The organism is Pseudomonas aegrilactucae, from assembly GCF_019168305.1.
In the GTDB taxonomy this organism is placed as follows: Bacteria; Pseudomonadota; Gammaproteobacteria; order Pseudomonadales; family Pseudomonadaceae; genus Aquipseudomonas; species Aquipseudomonas aegrilactucae.
The window spans coordinates 1-15,671 of sequence record NZ_JAHTBI010000083.1; the positions used below are offsets into that span (position 1 = coordinate 1).

A 15,671-nucleotide genomic window follows, 5' to 3' on the forward strand; every position below is an offset into this window, starting at 1 on the left:
GAGATGACCCGTGACGCCGCCCATGACCGCATGAGCCGTGCCGGTGCGCAACTGATGACCTGGTTCGGCGTGGCCTGCGAGCTGCACCGCGACTGGCGCAACGATGTCGAAGGCCTGGCGGCGCTGTGCTCCAACCACATCCCCGACTACCGCAACCTGATGACCAGCTACAACGCGCTGACGGCTGGCAAGTAATCACACCGCCTGAGTGGCAAAGGCCGGCATCCCTGCGAGGGTGCCGGCCTTTTTTCGCGCGGGCCGCTCAGTTGGTATCCGACGCGAACAGCCGCTCCAGCTCCACCCGTGCTTCCTTGGCATTCTGCATCACTTTGGCGCGGTCATCGCGTACCAGTCCCTGGGTTTCCAGTACCTGCTCGTCATGCTCGGTGAAGCGCTGGATACGGTCTGCTGCCTGCTCTTCGGAAAGCCCCAGCCCCACCAGGGCGCGACGGGTCATCTCCAGGCTTGAGTAGAACGTCTCGCGGATCGGCACCGCGCCCACATCGGTCAGCTTGTGCACATGCTGGCGGTTACGCGCGCGGGCGAGCACTTTGAGGTGCGGGTACAGACGCTTGACCCGTTCGGCCGTGCGGGTGGTGATGTCGGGGTCATCGGTGGTGATCACGACGTACTCGGCTTCGCCCACTTTGGCTGCCTGCAGCACTTCGGCGCGCAGCGGGTCGCCGTAGAACACGGGCGCCAGCTCGAAGGTGCGGGTCAGCTCGATGGCGTCCACCGAGGTATCCAGGGCAATGAACGGGATCTTCTGCGCACGCAGGATACGCGCAACGATCTGGCCCATGCGGCCCATGCCGACGATCACCACGCGCGGCGCATCGGCCTGGATCTGCTTGTACTGCTCCGGCACCTCGCGCGATACCTGCGGGCGCTTGAGCAGGCGCGCGCAGGCCAGCAGCAACAGCGGCGTGAGGGCCATCGACAGGGTGATCGCCATCAGCAGCAGGTCGTAGGTGTAGGCGTCGAACAGGCCCTGGTCCTTGCCCAGCTTGAACACCACGAAGGCGAACTCGCCACCGGCCGCCAGCACCACGCCCAGGCGCAGCGCGTTGCCCGCGTTCAACCCTCCCAGGCGGCCGACCAGCATCAACAGCGGCAGCTTGACCGCCACCAGCAACAGGGTCAGGCCCAGCAACAGGCCGGGGCGCTCCAGCAGCATGCCCAGGTTGGCGCCCATGCCGACACTCATGAAGAACAGCCCGAGCAGCAGGCCCTTGAACGGCTCGATCTGCGACTCCAGTTCATGACGGTACTCGGAGTCAGCCAGCAGCAGGCCGGCCAGAAACGCGCCCAGCGCCATGGAAATCCCGGCTTGCTCCATCAGCCAGGCGGTGCCGATCACCACCAGCAGTGCGGTGGCGGTGGAGACTTCCGGCAGGCCGGTACGCGCGACGATGCGAAACACCGGGCGCAGCAGGTAACGGCCGCCAATGATGACCACCGCGATGCTGGCGAACACCTTCAGGCCATGCTCCAGGCTGTCGCCGTGGCTGGTGTCCGGGCCACTGGCAGCCAGCAGCGGTACCAGCGCGATCAGCGGGATGGCGGCGATGTCCTGGAACAACAGGATGGCGAAGGCCAGGCGGCCATGGGGAGCGTTGAGCTGCTTGCTCTCGGCCAGGCTCTGCAGGCCAAGGGCGGTGGACGATAGCGCCAGCCCCAGGCCAACCACCACGGCAGCGGGCATGGACTGGCCGAAGCCGAACAGGGCGATGGCGCCGATCACGGCGCCGGTGAGCAGCACCTGCGCCAGGCCCACGCCGAATACCGATTTGCGCATCAGCCACAGGCGGCGCGGGGAAAGCTCCAGGCCGATGATGAACAGCAGCAACACCACGCCCAGCTCGGAAATGTGCGCAACGCTTTCGGTGTCGCGTATCAGGCCCAGGGCTTGCGGGCCGATAGCCACGCCCGCCAGCAGGTAGCCGATCACGGCGCCCAGTTGCAGGCGCTTGGCCAGGGGCACGGCAATGACGGCGGCCAGCAGGAAGATGACGGCGGTTTGCAGAAGGCTGCCTTCGTGGGGCATCGCTCGGGCTCCATGAGCTGCGACGGGGGCAGCGTGAAAAAAGGAGGGCGCATGATGAGGCAGCGTTCGGCGTTGCGCCAGTACAGGCTCTAGGGACCTGGCCGGTACTGCAGCGCCTCGGCCACGTGTGTGCGGTTTATGTGTTCGGCCTGCTCCAGATCGGCCAGCGTACGTGCCACCTTGAGCAGGCGGTGTGCCGCGCGCAAGGACAAGGTCAGGCGTTCGCAGGCGGTTTCCAGCCACGCCTGGTCGGCGGTGGACAACGGGCAATGCAGGCGCAGGCCAGGCAGGTCGAGGAAGGCATTGGCGCAGCCCTGGCGTTGTTGCTGCAACTCGCGTGCGCCAGCCACCCGCTCGGCGATGTGGGCACTGCACGGACCGTTGTCGGTGCTGTGCGAGAGCGCCGTGGCTTCGCGGGCGACGGTCAGGTGCAGGTCGATGCGATCCAGCAATGGGCCGGACAGCTTGTTGCGATAGCGCTGGATCTGGTCACTGCTGCAGCGGCAGCGGCCGGTGGGGTCGCCATGGTAGCCGCAGGGGCACGGGTTCATCGCCGCCACCAACTGGAAGCGTGCCGGGAAGCGGATCTTGTCCTTGGCCCTCGCGATCACGATCTCGCCTGATTCCAGGGGCTCGCGCAGCACTTCGAGTACCCGCCTTTCGAACTCTGGCAGTTCATCGAGAAACAGCACGCCGTGGTGCGCCAGCGTGATCTCACCGGGTTGCGGACGACTGCCGCCACCCACCAGTGCGGCGCCGGAGGCGGAATGGTGCGGGTGGCGAAACGGGCGCTGCGGCCAACTGTCGAGCGGTAGCGGGCTGGCCACCGACTGGATCGCCGCCACCTCCAGCGCCTCGCGCTCGTTCAGTGGTGGCAGCAGGCCGGGCAGGCGGCTGGCGAGCAGGGTCTTGCCGGTGCCGGGTGGGCCGCTGAACAACAGGTTGTGGGCGCCCGCCGCGGCCACCAGCAGCGCGCGCTTGGCGGCCACCTGGCCTTGCACTTCGTTCAGGTCCGGGTAGGGGCGGCTGTGCAGGGTCAGACCGTTGGCTTTGTAGGGTTCGATCCGTTGCTGGCCATTCAGGTGCGCGACCAGTTCCAGCAGATGCTCCACCGCATACACCACCAGCCCTGAGGCCATGCAGGCCTCTTCCGCATTCTCCCTGGGCACCACCAGTGCGCGTCCGGCCTCGCGGGCGGCCAGCGCGGCAGGCAGCACACCTTGCACGCAGCGCAGTGCGCCGGACAGCGCCAGCTCGCCCAGGCACTCGATCGGGTGCAGCGAGGCGATCGGCATCTGCCCGTTGGCGGCCAGGATGCCCAGTGCGATGGCCAGGTCGAAGCGCCCGCCGTCCTTGGGCAGGTCGGCGGGGGCGAGGTTCAGGGTGATGCGCCGGGCAGGGAATTCCAGGCCTGAATTGAGGATGGCGCTGCGTACGCGGTCCTTGCTTTCCTTCACCGTGGCTTCGGGCAGGCCTACCAGGGTCAGGTTGGGCAGGCCGTTGGCCAGGTGCGCTTCGATGGTGACCGCAGGGGCCAGCACGCCGACCTGGGCGCGGCTGTGGACAAGGGCGAGGGACATGCACACTCCATGATCGAGACGACGCCGCGTCCTGCGGCAGGGGCAAGGATAGTGGAGCGCGGCAGGGTACGGAGGGCTGATATTGAGTCGGCTTTTTGCTAAACATTGAAATGTCTAGATGAGCTCGACAAAGAAGGGAGGGCTATTGACGTTGTAGGACGATGTGTAAGTTCGACACCTCAGTGGCGGTTTGATAGCGTCTCAGTTTCCCACTACCCGTTCGTACAGAAACAGTCGACCTCGATGAGCCGAAGCGGCGACCAGTTTTCCGTCGGATAGCCAGAAGTCAACATTCCACGAGGCATGACCTCATGGTCAACACTCTAGTGGGTAGTGGGGCGGTGGGCTGCACTGATCTTCCAATTCCTTGGTGACTGCTCGCAGTCATATGGCCCTACTACCAGCTGGGTGCTCATAAGCCAGTAGCCCAAGCACTCGCGTTATCGGCGGGTGGGCCTGATCAGGTTGAAGTAGGTATGATCTTTTTCCAGCACGGTTTTGTAACCGGCGCCTGCTTTCAGGGGAATCCTCACGTCCCTGAAGACTTCATCCCATTTCGCAAATGCTGCTAGCGTTTGCTCGATACAGTCGTGCGGCTTGAGGTATTTGTAGTCAGCGCATAGTTCCTGAATCAACTGCCTGGTGGCTTTTCCTCGACCGCCGTATGCCGTGGTGTGCTCACCCCTGGCTTCAGAGAACGTCAGGTCGTATGCGGGCGCAAGCGTCCACTTAGCTTCCTCGCCAGGCCTTTCTGGATCACGACCGATGAAGGCGAAGTTTTTGGTGTGATCGTCATAGTTGTGAAACAGGGCATTGAAGATCATTACCCTAGCCATTTTTTCGACTTCTGTGGCACTACGAGTCAGCATGCTTGTGAGCTTGAGTAGCCCGCTGTAGTCCAAAGATGGAGCTGTGTACGGCGCGTACATGAGCGCAGAGACAGTGATCATATGTAGCTTCTTATCGCCTTCTCTATCAAAGCGCTTCGTAGCAAAGAAGCCCTCACGACTACCATCGGACATGGTCATGTTCAGGATACTCGAATCAGCCATTTCGACACCTGCATCCCTGGCCATCAGGTAGTACGCATACTCAATCGCACCAGTTTCAACAGGCTCGCCTGGTGCTCTAAATTTGACGATCCAGTGATCGTATCCAGGCGGAATTTGCCCAAAAGCGGACGTCGCATGACTTCCATCAGGAGACATGGCAACAATCGCTTTAGGACGGGCACCACCAGGTGACCCCCCAGCAAGCCGTAGCTTGGTAAGCACCGTCGAGGTTTCCCCTGATAGGACTTCCACGGAGGCCTCAAAGAGCTCCGCAAGGTTGACTGTACCCCGCAATTTCTCTCTTTCGGCTCTTGGATGGTACTCAAATGCACCCATGGCTCTGTCGCTCATATACGCGAGCCGATCCAAGGCAGTAACTGTGTAAGCAGTCCCGTCACCGAATGTGGAATTAAGGAATCTGTCCATAAGCAGCATCCCCCAACCGTCAGGGAGAGAGTCTGCAAATGGGCCATGCAACCCATCGAAAAGCTCAGGAGCTCGGGCAAGCTGAGGTTTGTCGTCAAACTTCATCGTAAATGGCGACAGGTTGAAGCCTGTAGCGAGCCATCCCGGGTCGTATGTGAAAAAGATCCCACTCCCTTCTTCCCTGTACAGATCACCAACTTTCACACCGCTTTTGGTGACCTCGAGGGATTCGAAATGCTTCAGCTTCGGATAAGCCTGGCGCGGATTCATTTAGTACCCCGTTTACGCTTAGAGTTTTTCAGTTCTGTGAGGGAATTTGGCTGTGAGGGCTTGAACAGAGCCGTTACAGGCGTCAGCTCATCGAGCGCGGTGGCCAGCAAAATCATCGATTCAAGGGTAATAGAGCCTGCCGTCTCGAACCGCTGGATCGACGACTCAGACACCCCTGAAAGCTCTGCCAAGGTCTTCCTCGTGAGGTTTTTTGATAGCCGTAGCTTTTTTGCATTTTTTCCCACATCACGAGCGATCTCTGCGGGAGAGCTGAGCAGATGCATGAACGACATTGCAGTCCTCCTTTATTTTTCCACTAAAAGTCAAATCAGGCCTGTTATGAGCGGAAAAACAGCTTTATTAGTCAGTTCTGACTATTATAGTCGATTGGCGCGCGCCGGAAAAATTATCTGTTCTGTTAACAGTCAGATATGACTAATTAATCGGGAAAATTGGGCTTTATTTGTCAAATTTGACTAATTATATTTTTCTTGGCGCACAACTGAAAATGGGGAGGCACGCCAAAGCCCCGGTTTCATTGGGGTTTAGCGCATGCGCCGAACGGCGCGCTGCAAATGTGGCGCCCGGGATAGAAAAAGGAGATCGCTAACGTCCCGACCTGCTCGCGTCCGAGGCGGGAGCCTTTTGCAGGTGTATTGTTTTACAACGTAAACAGGTTGTGGGCGCCCGCCGCGGCCACCAGCAGCGCGCGCTTGGCGGCCACCTGGCCTTGCACTTCGTTCAGGTCCGGGTAGGGGCGGCTGTTCCGGGCTGCGGCGCAGCCCTTCGCCGGCGCCTGCAACAGCACCGCCGACAGGAGTCCGCCATGCATTCGCTCATACGTCCCGCCACCCCCGCTGACATCGAAGCGCTTTTCGAGATCCGCACCAGCGTCGTCCAGAACCACCTTTCCCGCGAACAGATGCTGGCGCTGGGCATCACGCCGGCAAGCCTTGCCGATGCGATCGGTGCTGCCCCATGCGCGTGGGTTGCCGAGGTCGATGACACGCCCGTGGCGTTCGCCATGGTCGATCTGGATGACGCGTGTGTGTTTGCGTTGTTCGTCAAACCTGCTTTTGAAGGGCAAGGGCTCGCGCGATGCCTGATGGTCGAGGCCGAAGCTGCGCTTTTCGCCCGGCATTCCCGTATCTGGCTGGAAACCGATGGTCGCGACAGCGTGCGCGCCAATGGTTTCTACCGTCAGCAAGGCTGGGAGGTCGTGGCGCAGTTGGAGGAGGGGGATGTGCGGTATGAGAAAACGCGATGATCGCGTGCGGTTCACCCTCGCAGACGGAAGGCGCCGATGGCAGCGATGGCAAGGTCAGTCTCGGCGAGTTGTCTTTCGACCTTCTGGCCCTACGCTCATGGCGCTGTTTGCCGGTGATTCGCCCTACCTTGGTCGACCATCAGCACACCCAGGCTCACCACCTCGTCGTTGTCAGGCAGTTGCATGTAGATGTAGGCGCGCTCCATCAGAAATAGTCCTTTCCCGTACCCGGCAAGCGAACTCTGCCTGAAATGCTCCGCAACGGGGCTGAATTTCTGGCATCGAAAGGAAGCGCTTGCCGGCAAGACCGCGCGGCGGTGTTACTCGGCAGCCACCGGGTTCAGCCGCGCTTCCATCACCTCGACCTTGGCTTCCAGCGCCTCCAGCCGCGCACGGGTACGTGCCAACACCACCATCTGGCTGTCGAACTCTTCGCGGCTGACCAGTTCCAGCTTGCTGAAACCACTCTGCAACAGTGCCTTGAACTGGCTCTCCAGTTCGCTGCGCGGTTGCGCGGTGTCACCGCTGAACAGGCGCGAGGCCTGGTCGCTCAGGGCATCGAGAAAGGCTTTGGGCGCGAGCATGTTGGTCCGTCCAGTAAATCCAAGGAGGCCGCCAGTGTACCACGCACCCTCACGACCCCAACCCCGCACGCTTTTCGCGCATCGACCGGTTTGGCTGTGCACCGTTTCTGTGCGTGTTTGCCGTGCTGGCGACTGGCCAATCACCGACTTTGCACGCAAGCCATTGTAATTGGTGACTTTCGCAGACATGGCAAGCTTTCTGCTTAGACCCAAGTGACCCATGCACTGGTGTCGGGCCTTCGGGATAAAGGCCATCGACGCGTTACAAAGCCAGGCGCTGCGCTTAGACTTGAGACGGGTTTGTTTTCCTGGGGCAAGTCCACCAATTCGGGAGAGAGTTTCATGAAGCTAGTCACTGCCATCATCAAGCCATTCAAGTTGGACGACGTGCGCGAGTCGCTGTCCGAAATCGGCGTGCAGGGCATTACCGTCACGGAAGTCAAAGGCTTCGGACGGCAGAAAGGCCACACCGAGCTGTATCGCGGCGCTGAATACGTAGTCGATTTCCTGCCCAAGGTGAAGATCGATGTCGCCATCGACGACAAGGACCTGGACCGGGTCATCGAGGCGATCACCAAGGCGGCCAACACCGGCAAGATCGGTGACGGCAAGATCTTCGTGGTCAATCTGGAACAGGCCATCCGCATCCGTACCGGCGAAACCGATACCGACGCGATTTAAGTAACGCCGCCCCAAACCCAACGCCCCAGGAGATAACAATATGACTCTGCGTCAGTTCGCAGGGCTAGGAGCCCTTTTGTCCCTCGTAATGCCTGGCCTGGCCATGGCAGAGGAGGCGGCTGCCCCCGTACTCAACTCCGGCGACACCGCCTGGATGCTCACTGCCACCGCGTTGGTGCTGTTCATGACCATCCCGGGCCTGGCACTGTTCTACGGCGGCATGGTGCGTTCCAAGAACGTGCTTTCGGTGATGATGCAGTGCTTCGCCATCACCGGCCTGATCAGCATTCTGTGGATGGTCTACGGCTACAGCCTGGCGTTCGATACCACCGGTATGGAAGAGGGCGTGGTCAACTTCAATTCCTTCGTCGGCGGTTTCTCCAAGGCCTTCCTGGCCGGCGTCACCCCCGACAGCCTGACGGCACTGTTCCCTGAAGCGGTGTTCATCACCTTCCAGATGACCTTCGCCATCATTACCCCGGCCCTGATCGTCGGTGCCTTCGCCGAGCGCATGAAGTTCTCCGCGATGCTGATCTTCATGGCCGTATGGTTCACCCTGGTCTACGCACCGATCGCCCACATGGTCTGGGCCGGCGCCGGTGGCCTGATGTGGGACTGGGGCGTGCTGGACTTCGCTGGCGGCACCGTGGTGCACATCAACGCCGGTATCGCAGGCCTGGTAGCGTGCCTGGTGCTGGGCAAGCGCAAAGGCTTCCCGACCACCCCGATGGCCCCGCACAACCTGGGTTACACCCTGATGGGCGCGGCCATGCTGTGGATCGGCTGGTTCGGCTTCAACGCAGGTTCTGCCGCCGCCGCCAACGGCACCGCCGGCATGGCCATGCTGGTGACCCAGATCGCCACCGCTGCCGCCGCCCTGGGCTGGATGTTCGCCGAATGGATCACCCACGGTAAGCCAAGCGCACTGGGCATCGCCTCGGGCGTGGTTGCCGGCCTGGTGGCCATTACCCCGGCCGCCGGTACCGTGGGCCCGATGGGCGCCCTGGTGATAGGCCTGGCGTCGGGTGTGATCTGCTTCTTCTGCGCCACCAGCCTCAAGCGCAAGATGGGCTATGACGACTCGCTGGACGCGTTCGGTGTACACGGTATCGGCGGTATCGTCGGCGCCATCCTCACCGGCGTGTTCGCCGCCCCTGCACTGGGTGGCTTCGGCACCGTCGAAGACATCGGTGCTCAGGTCTGGATCCAGGCCAAGGGCGTGGGCTTCACCGTGATCTACACCGCGATCGTCACCTACGTGATCCTCAAGGTGCTGGACCTGGTGATGGGCCTGCGGGTCAACGAAGAGGAAGAGTCGGTCGGTCTGGACCTGGCTCAACACAACGAGCGTGGCTACAACCTGTAACACCCTCGAAAAAAAGGTGCCCGGTACGCCGGGCATTTTTTTGCCCGGATTTTGTCCATTCGGTCAGGCGCAAACGGTTTCTTCGGGCACTTTTCCGGTGCCTTGGCGCTGGCAGCACAGATAAGCATAAAACTTACAGCCCGCAAGGATGTTTAGGCACTTTGCTTTTTCCCACAGCACGCTAGAATGCGCGCCGTAGGGTGCTGATGCGCTGTCCGCACACTTCGATACCCTTTGCTAGGCTTGTCATTGAACGGGCCGTGCACGGCGGAGTCAGCTGGTGATGCCGTGCCAGCCGCTCTTTATTTTCAGTCGGGCCCGGCAAGGGCCCGCACGGTGCTCGCCAGGCGTTCTGGCGGGCGCTGCCGGTCACGGGTCACCCGTGGCCCTGGATTGTTCCGGCAGTGGCCATAGGCGGCGCTGCTGGTCTATAACTAATCTGCTTTTCGCAAGTCATGAGGTAGAACATGAGCGACGATGATCTGGAAAACGACGACCTCGAAGTAGGCGATGATGACGAAGCCGATGAAGGCCTTGAAGCGGCTGCTGACGATGTTGCCGACGACAGCGGTGACGACAGTCCCGCGCCGGTAGCCAAGGGCAAATCCAAGGCGGCGGTGTCGGTTGACGACATGCCCAGCATGGAAGCCAAGCAGAAGGAGCGCGATGCGCTCGCCCGGGCGATGGAAGAGTTCCTGTCGCGCGGTGGCAAGGTGCAGGAAGTGGAGGCCAACGTGGTCGCCGATCCGCCCAAGAAGCCGGACAACAAATACGGTAGCCGCCCTATCTGAGTGGCGCCGTGATCAAAAGAGCCCGCCGTCGCTGCGGGCTTTTTTGTGGGTGTCGGTCATGGGTTGTCTGTACGGGCGCCTTCGCTGGCAAGCCAGCTCCCACAGGGTTTTGCAGTGCTCACACATTCTGTGGGAGCTGGCTTGCCAGCGAAGGCCGCGCCGCGGTCTAGCGCCAGCTGTGCAGCAGCTCAGGCAACTGCGACAAGCGCTGTATTTCTGCATCCGGGCGCTTTTCGCCCGCCCACGCCTTGCCCTGCGGGTTGAACCAGATCGCACGCAGGCCCGCCTGCTGGGCGCCGGCGATGTCGTCACCCGGGTGATCACCGATATGCACGGCATTGCCGGCTTCGACCTGGCCCTGGCGCAAGGCCTCAAGGAACGGCTGCGGGGCGGGCTTGCCGATACCCAGGTCTTCGGCGCACAAGGCAAACGTGAAGTAGTCGGCCAGCCCCAGGCGCCGCACATCGGCGTTGCCGTTGGTGACCACGCCCAGCGTGTAGTGGCAGCGCAGGATCTCCAGCACCGGCTGCACCTCGGGGAAGATGTCGATCTGGTGCCGCGCATGCAGGAACACTTCAAAGCCTTCGTTGGCCAGTGTGTGGGCCTTGGCTGCGCTGTAGCCGACATCGCTCAGGGCATGGAACAGCACCTTGCGCCGCAGCGCACTGATGCAGTGCCGCAGGCCGGGCTCGGCCTGTACCAGGCGCTCGCGGATGGCGTACAGGTGCTCGACCGGCACCGCGCCCAGGTCTGGCGCATTGGCCGCCAGCCAGTCACGCAGCACGGCCTCGGCACTGACGATCACCGGGGCGGTATCCCACAACGTATCGTCCAGATCGAAGGTGATCAGCTGGATGCTCATGAGTCACTGTCCTTGCTGCGTTTGGCCCTGGGATGGGCGCTGTCGTAGACGGCCGCCAGGTGCTGGAAGTCCAGGTGAGTGTAGATCTGCGTGGTGGCGATGTCGGCATGCCCGAGCATCTCCTGCACGGCACGCAGGTCCTGGGACGACTCCAGCAGGTGGCTGGCGAAAGAGTGTCGCAGCATGTGCGGGTGCAGGTTCTGCCCCAGCTCGCGCGCGCCGGCTGCCTGCACGCGCAGTTGGATCGCACGCGGGCCCAGGCGCCGGCCTTGCTGGCTGACGAACACTGCACCGTCCTGCGGCGCGCTGATGCCGCGCAGCGCCAGCCACTGTTCAAGGGCTTCACGCGCCTTGCGCCCCACCGGCAGCACGCGGGTCTTGCTGCCCTTGCCGTGCACCTGCACCAGGCCTGCCGACAGGTCGAGCTGGTCAAGGTTCAGGCTGGTCAGCTCCGACAGGCGCAGGCCCGAGGAATAGAACAGCTCGAGCATGGCCTGGTCGCGCCGGGCGAGAAAATCGTCATCTACCGCGCCTTCGAGCAGTTGCAGGGCACGGTCGGTGTCCAGGGTCTTGGGCAGCCGGCGCTCGCCCTTGGGCGCCGCCAGGCCGTTGGCCGGGTCGTGGTCGCACAGGCCTTCGCGGTTCAGGTAGCGGTACAGGCCGCGCACCGCCGAGAGCATGCGCGCCAGGCTGCGCGAGGACTGCCCGGCATGGTGCTGGCGCGCGACGAACTGGCGCAGGTGCTGGATCTGCAAGGCGCTCCAGCTGCCGATACCGGCCTTGGCGCAGTAGGCCAGCACGTTGGCCAGGTCGCGCCGGTAGGCCAGCTGGGTGTGTTCGGACACCTGGCGCTCATTGCGCAGGTGCGCGATGAAGGCGTCCAGCTGGCGCTCCATCAGCGCACCGGGCGCAGGGTCTGGGTAAAGCGCGGCACGACGCGGCCCAGCACTTCGGCGATGTAGCTCAGAAACAGGGTGCCGACCGTGCTCTTGTAATGCTGCGGGTCGTGGCTGGCGATGGCGAGTACGCCATGCAGGCCCTGGTAGTCGAGGGCCGCCACGGCGCTGGAGCCGACCTCCTTGCGCTGGGCTTCGCCGAACAGGAAGTCCAGCTCGTGGTCGCGCAGGTTGCCGCTGACCGTCTTGCCCGCACACAGCAGGCCGCCGATGGCCTGTTGCGCCTCGGTCGGGTTGACCCAGCGGCCCACGGGCGCGGCGCTGTCACCGAACAGGATGAGGCTGACGAAAGGTACCTTGAATTCCTGGCGCAGGCTGTCTTCGACGGCCATGACCACCGCTTCCAGGCTGTCGGCGCCGAGCAGGTCGAGGATCAGGCGGCGGGTTTTCTCGAACAGGCGGTCGTTGTCGCGGGCCACGTCCATCAGGTGCGAGAGGCGGTGGCGCATCTCGATGTTGCGTTCGCGCAGCAGCGTCAGCTGGCGCTCCACCAGCGACACGCTGTCGCCACGCTGGTGGGGGATGTGCAGGGCCAGCAGCAGCTCGTCCTGGTCGGCGAAGAATGCCGGGTTGGCGCGCAGGTAGGCCGCCACGTCCGCCGCCCCGACGCGGGGCGGCGAGTCCGGGGCGGGAAGGGCGCTGGTCTCTGCGTCGGGCGTCTGGGGCTGATCGGTCATGGCTGGTACTCACTCATAGGCGAACCTGTCCTTCATACACGCGTACGGCCGGGCCTGTCATCAGTACCGGCTTGCCCGGGCCGCCCCACTCGATGGACAGGCGTCCGCCGGGCAGGTCGATGAGCAGCGGCGAATCCATCCAGCCCTGGCTGATCGCGGCGACGGCAGCAGCACAGGCGCCCGTACCGCAGGCCTGGGTTTCCCCGGCGCCGCGTTCCCACACGCGCAGTTGCGCACGGTGGCGGTCGATGACCTGGATGAAGCCCACATTGACCCGCTGCGGGAAGCGCGGGTGATGTTCGATCTGCGCGCCGAGGGCGTGCACCGGGGCATTGTTGATGTCGTCCACGCGCAACACCGCATGCGGGTTGCCCATGGACACGGCGGCGAGCTGCACGGTGCGGCCGTCCACCTCCAGCGGGTAGCTCAGCGCCTGAGCCGGGGCCTCGAACGGGATCTCGGCCGGCACCAGGCGCGGTGGCCCCATGTCGACGCTGATCTGCCCGTCGCTGCGGATATCCAGCTCGATGATGCCGCTCTTGGTCTCGACGCGGATGCGCTTTTTCGCGGTCAGGCGCTTGTCCAGCACGAAGCGCGCAAAGCAGCGCGCGCCGTTGCCGCACTGCTCCACCTCGGAACCGTCGGCGTTGAAGATCCGGTAGCGAAAGTCCACTTCCGGATTGCTCGGCGCCTCGACGATCAGCAACTGGTCGAAACCGATGCCGGTGTGCCGGTCGCCCCATTGCTTGGCGTGCTTGGGCAGGATGTGCGCGTGCTGGCTGACCAGGTCAAGGACCATGAAGTCGTTGCCCAGGCCGTGCATCTTGGTAAAACGCAGCAGCATGGGGTCACTCCGGCAGCAGGCTTTCGCCAGCAAACAGCTCGGCCACGGTCTCGCGACGGCGCACTTCGAAGGCCTGGTCGGCATCCACCAGTACTTCGGCGCAACGACCACGGGTGTTGTAGTTCGAGCTCATGACGAAGCCGTAGGCACCGGCGGAATGCACCGCCAGCAGATCGCCTTCGGCCAGGTTCAACGCACGTTCCTTGGCCAGGAAGTCGCCGGTCTCGCAGATCGGGCCGACCACGTCATAGCTGCGTGGCTCGCCTTCACGTGGCTGCACGGCGGTGACGTCCATCCAGGCCTGGTACAGCGCCGGGCGGATCAGGTCGTTCATCGCCGCGTCGACGATGGCGAAGTCCTTGTGCTCGGTGTGCTTGAGGTACTCCACACGGGTCAGTAGCACGCCGGCATTGGCCACGATGTAGCGGCCCGGTTCGAACACCAGGGCCAGGTCGCGGTCACCCAGGCGCTCGCGGATGGCCTTGATGTACTCACCGGCCAGCGGCGGCTGTTCGTCGCGGTAGCGCACGCCCACACCGCCACCCAGGTCCAGGTGGCGCAGGTAGATGCCGCACTCGCCGAGTCGATCGATCAGCCCCAGCAGGCGATCGAGGGCATCGAGGAAGGGTTCCAGCGTGGTCAGTTGCGAGCCGATGTGGCAGTCGACCCCGACGATTTCCAGGTTCGGCAGCTGTGCGGCGCGCACGTAGACTTCTTCGGCATCGGCAATGGCGATACCGAACTTGTTCTCTTTGAGGCCGGTGGAGATGTACGGGTGGGTGCCGGCGTCGACGTCCGGGTTGACGCGCAGCGAGATCGGCGCGCGTACGCCCATTTCGGCGGCCACCACCTGCAGGCGCTCCAGCTCGTCGGTGGACTCGACGTTGAAGCAGTGCACGCCCACTTCCAGCGCACGGCGCATGTCGTCGCGGGTCTTGCCTACGCCGGAGAACACCACGCGGTCGGCACGCCCGCCTGCTGCCAGCACACGCTCCAGCTCACCGCCCGAGACGATGTCGAAGCCTGCGCCCAGGCGTGCCAGCACGTTCAGCACGCCCAGGTTGGAGTTGGCTTTTACGGCGAAGCACACCAGGTGTGAAATACCCTGCAGGGCGTCGGCGTAGCTACGGTACTGGGCTTGGATGTGCGCCCGCGAGTACACGTAGGTCGGCGTGCCAAAGCGTTCGGCGATCGCCGACAGCGCCACGCCTTCCGCGAACAGCTCGCCGTCGCGGTAGTTGAAAGCGTCCATGGGGATCCCTTAATCAGTGCTGGTGCGATTGCGACTTTTTGCCGTCTTTGCCGTCTTCAGGCAGGTACAGTGGGCCTTTCTGACCGCAAGCGGAAACAAGGCAGGCAATCGCGACTAGCGCCGCGAGGGAGGAAATCAGGCGCTTCATGGCGAAATCCTTTGAATTTAAGCAGTATTGCGCCCGAGTATACCGAGCGCCCGGCAGCTTGCCTATGTAGCCGTCCAGCCGTCGGGCGGGCGCCGGTGCACGCTATCGGCTGCGGGCGTTAACCTTTGCATTCGCGGCGCTGCGCTCGTATCTTGCCCGGCTTGCGTGTGTGCAGACATTTTTCGAGGTTCTTGCAATGAGTTTGACCGAAGCGCGTTTTCACGACCTGGTCGATGCGACCCAACAGGCTCTGGAAGACCTGTTCGACGAGACTGACCTGGACCTGGACATGGAGAACTCGGCGGGCGTACTGACCATCAAGTTCGAGAACGGCAGCCAGTTGATCTTCAGTCGTCAGGAGCCGCTGCGTCAGCTGTGGCTGGCCGACAAGTCCGGTGGCTTCCACTTCGACTACGATGAGGCCAGCAGCAAATGGACCTGTGAAAAGACCGACGAGTTGCTCGGCGAGATGCTCGAACGCATCGTCTGGGAGCGCGCCGGGGAAAAACTCGATTTCGACGAGATCTGAGATGAGCACTGCGCCAAAACCGGCCAAGCCGCTGTACAGCAATGTCAGCCCGGCCGTGCCATCACCGTGCATCAGCCTGTGCCGGCTTGATGAAGCCAAGGTCTGCCTGGGCTGTTTTCGGCATGTTGAAGACATTCGCCAGTGGCGTGCGGCCGATGACCAGCGCCGCCGCGAGATCTGTGCCCAGGCCCAGGTGCGGCGCCAGGCCGCGGGCTAGGCAGCGGCCGTCAGCCCCTTGTGTATTTACTGTGCTGTGGTAGTGTCGAGGGTGATCGGCCTGGCCGAAAAATCTGAAAACCCCGCCCTTGGGCGGGGTTTTGCTTTATAGCGCCCAGCACA

17 protein-coding genes and 2 pseudogenes are annotated in these 15,671 nt (G+C 63.0%); 7 read left to right on the forward strand and 12 right to left on the reverse strand.

All coding sequences use genetic code 11. The annotated features are described in order from the left end of the window. Nucleotides 1–195 (forward strand): annotated as a pseudogene (locus KUO17_RS21050) (hydrolase); the annotation flags it as partial. Between the two features lie 67 nt (nucleotides 196–262). On the opposite strand, the gene KUO17_RS21055 reads toward KUO17_RS21050, so the two are convergent. The 5 genes and pseudogenes from KUO17_RS21055 to KUO17_RS21075 form a co-directional block, all read right to left on the reverse strand. Continuing rightward, on the reverse strand, nucleotides 263–2,047 hold the full coding sequence (locus KUO17_RS21055) for a monovalent cation:proton antiporter-2 (CPA2) family protein (protein ID WP_217977435.1): 1,785 nt from the start codon (nucleotides 2,045–2,047) through the stop codon (nucleotides 263–265). An 89-nt stretch (nucleotides 2,048–2,136) separates the two neighbouring features. After that, on the reverse strand, nucleotides 2,137–3,627 hold the full coding sequence (locus KUO17_RS21060; RefSeq protein WP_217977436.1) for a YifB family Mg chelatase-like AAA ATPase: 1,491 nt from the start codon (nucleotides 3,625–3,627) through the stop codon (nucleotides 2,137–2,139). Nucleotides 3,628–4,067: 440 nt separating this feature from the next. After that, nucleotides 4,068–5,375, reverse strand: a complete 1,308-nt coding sequence (locus tag KUO17_RS21065; RefSeq protein WP_217977437.1) for a type II toxin-antitoxin system HipA family toxin — start codon at nucleotides 5,373–5,375, stop codon at nucleotides 4,068–4,070. Then, nucleotides 5,372–5,668, reverse strand: a complete 297-nt coding sequence (locus KUO17_RS21070) for a helix-turn-helix domain-containing protein (protein ID WP_217977438.1) — start codon at nucleotides 5,666–5,668, stop codon at nucleotides 5,372–5,374. Before KUO17_RS21070 ends, KUO17_RS21065 begins: the two co-directional genes overlap by 4 nt. A 380-nt stretch (nucleotides 5,669–6,048) precedes the next feature. Continuing rightward, a pseudogene (locus KUO17_RS21075) lies at nucleotides 6,049–6,138 on the reverse strand (ATP-binding protein); the annotation flags it as partial. Nucleotides 6,139–6,201: 63 nt separating this feature from the next. On the opposite strand from KUO17_RS21075, the gene KUO17_RS21080 reads away from it, so the two are divergent. After that, nucleotides 6,202–6,642, forward strand: coding sequence for a GNAT family N-acetyltransferase (locus KUO17_RS21080; RefSeq protein ID WP_217977439.1), 441 nt, complete (start codon nucleotides 6,202–6,204; stop codon nucleotides 6,640–6,642). 320 nt (nucleotides 6,643–6,962) lie between these two features. On the opposite strand, the gene KUO17_RS21085 is transcribed toward KUO17_RS21080, so the two are convergent. Next, nucleotides 6,963–7,226 carry an accessory factor UbiK family protein gene (locus KUO17_RS21085; protein ID WP_217977440.1) on the reverse strand — a complete coding sequence of 88 codons (264 nt, stop codon included), beginning with the start codon at nucleotides 7,224–7,226 and terminating at the stop codon, nucleotides 6,963–6,965. Between the two features lie 342 nt (nucleotides 7,227–7,568). On the opposite strand from KUO17_RS21085, the gene glnK reads away from it, so the two are divergent. The 3 genes from glnK (at nucleotide 7,569) to sutA (ending at nucleotide 10,064) form a co-directional block, all read left to right on the forward strand. Continuing rightward, nucleotides 7,569–7,907, forward strand: a complete 339-nt coding sequence (gene glnK / locus KUO17_RS21090) for a P-II family nitrogen regulator (protein WP_002555808.1) — start codon at nucleotides 7,569–7,571, stop codon at nucleotides 7,905–7,907. 40 nt (nucleotides 7,908–7,947) lie between these two features. Beyond that, nucleotides 7,948–9,273, forward strand: a complete 1,326-nt coding sequence (locus KUO17_RS21095) for an ammonium transporter (protein WP_163943629.1) — start codon at nucleotides 7,948–7,950, stop codon at nucleotides 9,271–9,273. Between the two features lie 467 nt (nucleotides 9,274–9,740). Next, on the forward strand, nucleotides 9,741–10,064 hold the full coding sequence (gene sutA / locus KUO17_RS21100; protein ID WP_217977441.1) for a transcriptional regulator SutA: 324 nt from the start codon (nucleotides 9,741–9,743) through the stop codon (nucleotides 10,062–10,064). A gap of 166 nt (nucleotides 10,065–10,230) precedes the next feature. Here the strand turns inward: sutA and KUO17_RS21105 are convergent, their stop codons facing one another. From KUO17_RS21105 to lptM, 6 genes are read right to left on the reverse strand one after another with little or no spacing between them, the layout of a single operon-like run. After that, nucleotides 10,231–10,926, reverse strand: coding sequence for an HAD family hydrolase (locus tag KUO17_RS21105; protein WP_217977442.1), 696 nt, complete (start codon nucleotides 10,924–10,926; stop codon nucleotides 10,231–10,233). Next, complete coding sequence (xerC, locus tag KUO17_RS21110) at nucleotides 10,923–11,822, reverse strand: tyrosine recombinase XerC (RefSeq protein WP_217977443.1); 900 nt, start codon at nucleotides 11,820–11,822, stop codon at nucleotides 10,923–10,925. The genes KUO17_RS21105 and xerC overlap by 4 nt, the downstream gene beginning before the upstream one ends. Beyond that, nucleotides 11,822–12,559 carry a DUF484 family protein gene (locus KUO17_RS21115; protein ID WP_217977444.1) on the reverse strand — a complete coding sequence of 246 codons (738 nt, stop codon included), beginning with the start codon at nucleotides 12,557–12,559 and terminating at the stop codon, nucleotides 11,822–11,824. Before KUO17_RS21115 ends, xerC begins: the two co-directional genes overlap by 1 nt. Before the next feature lie 13 nt (nucleotides 12,560–12,572). Continuing rightward, on the reverse strand, nucleotides 12,573–13,403 hold the full coding sequence (gene dapF, locus KUO17_RS21120; RefSeq protein WP_217977445.1) for a diaminopimelate epimerase: 831 nt from the start codon (nucleotides 13,401–13,403) through the stop codon (nucleotides 12,573–12,575). Between the two features lie 4 nt (nucleotides 13,404–13,407). Next, nucleotides 13,408–14,655, reverse strand: a complete 1,248-nt coding sequence (gene lysA / locus KUO17_RS21125) for a diaminopimelate decarboxylase (RefSeq protein ID WP_217977446.1) — start codon at nucleotides 14,653–14,655, stop codon at nucleotides 13,408–13,410. 13 nt (nucleotides 14,656–14,668) lie between these two features. Then, entirely contained in the window at nucleotides 14,669–14,803 is a 135-nt protein-coding gene (gene lptM / locus KUO17_RS21130; protein ID WP_043863360.1) for an LPS translocon maturation chaperone LptM, read from the reverse strand. Between the two features lie 196 nt (nucleotides 14,804–14,999). On the opposite strand from lptM, the gene cyaY reads away from it, so the two are divergent. Both cyaY and KUO17_RS21140 read left to right on the forward strand, forming a co-directional pair. Beyond that, nucleotides 15,000–15,332, forward strand: coding sequence for an iron donor protein CyaY (gene cyaY / locus KUO17_RS21135; protein WP_217977447.1), 333 nt, complete (start codon nucleotides 15,000–15,002; stop codon nucleotides 15,330–15,332). Between the two features lies 1 nt (nucleotide 15,333). After that, nucleotides 15,334–15,549 carry a DUF1289 domain-containing protein gene (locus KUO17_RS21140; RefSeq protein WP_217977448.1) on the forward strand — a complete coding sequence of 72 codons (216 nt, stop codon included), beginning with the start codon at nucleotides 15,334–15,336 and terminating at the stop codon, nucleotides 15,547–15,549. The last annotated feature ends 122 nt before the right edge of the window (nucleotides 15,550–15,671 follow it).

Excerpts from the sequence above, each read along its gene's own strand:
- sutA (WP_217977441.1), top strand. The coding sequence starts at position 9,741 with ATGAGCGACGATGATCTGGAAAACGACGACCTCGAAGTAGGCGATGAT.
- glnK (WP_002555808.1), top strand. The coding sequence starts at position 7,569 with ATGAAGCTAGTCACTGCCATCATCAAGCCATTCAAGTTGGACGACGTG.
- KUO17_RS21060 (WP_217977436.1), bottom strand. The coding sequence starts at position 3,627 with ATGTCCCTCGCCCTTGTCCACAGCCGCGCCCAGGTCGGCGTGCTGGCC.
- KUO17_RS21115 (WP_217977444.1), bottom strand. The coding sequence starts at position 12,559 with ATGACCGATCAGCCCCAGACGCCCGACGCAGAGACCAGCGCCCTTCCC.
- KUO17_RS21095 (WP_163943629.1), top strand. The coding sequence starts at position 7,948 with ATGACTCTGCGTCAGTTCGCAGGGCTAGGAGCCCTTTTGTCCCTCGTA.
- KUO17_RS21055 (WP_217977435.1), bottom strand. The coding sequence starts at position 2,047 with ATGCCCCACGAAGGCAGCCTTCTGCAAACCGCCGTCATCTTCCTGCTG.
- KUO17_RS21105 (WP_217977442.1), bottom strand. The coding sequence starts at position 10,926 with ATGAGCATCCAGCTGATCACCTTCGATCTGGACGATACGTTGTGGGAT.
- dapF (WP_217977445.1), bottom strand. The coding sequence starts at position 13,403 with ATGCTGCTGCGTTTTACCAAGATGCACGGCCTGGGCAACGACTTCATG.
- KUO17_RS21065 (WP_217977437.1), bottom strand. The coding sequence starts at position 5,375 with ATGAATCCGCGCCAGGCTTATCCGAAGCTGAAGCATTTCGAATCCCTC.
- xerC (WP_217977443.1), bottom strand. The coding sequence starts at position 11,822 with ATGGAGCGCCAGCTGGACGCCTTCATCGCGCACCTGCGCAATGAGCGC.
- cyaY (WP_217977447.1), top strand. The coding sequence starts at position 15,000 with ATGAGTTTGACCGAAGCGCGTTTTCACGACCTGGTCGATGCGACCCAA.
- KUO17_RS21080 (WP_217977439.1), top strand. The coding sequence starts at position 6,202 with ATGCATTCGCTCATACGTCCCGCCACCCCCGCTGACATCGAAGCGCTT.
- KUO17_RS21140 (WP_217977448.1), top strand. The coding sequence starts at position 15,334 with ATGAGCACTGCGCCAAAACCGGCCAAGCCGCTGTACAGCAATGTCAGC.
- KUO17_RS21085 (WP_217977440.1), bottom strand. The coding sequence starts at position 7,226 with ATGCTCGCGCCCAAAGCCTTTCTCGATGCCCTGAGCGACCAGGCCTCG.
- lysA (WP_217977446.1), bottom strand. The coding sequence starts at position 14,655 with ATGGACGCTTTCAACTACCGCGACGGCGAGCTGTTCGCGGAAGGCGTG.
- KUO17_RS21070 (WP_217977438.1), bottom strand. The coding sequence starts at position 5,668 with ATGTCGTTCATGCATCTGCTCAGCTCTCCCGCAGAGATCGCTCGTGAT.
- lptM (WP_043863360.1), bottom strand. The coding sequence starts at position 14,803 with ATGAAGCGCCTGATTTCCTCCCTCGCGGCGCTAGTCGCGATTGCCTGC.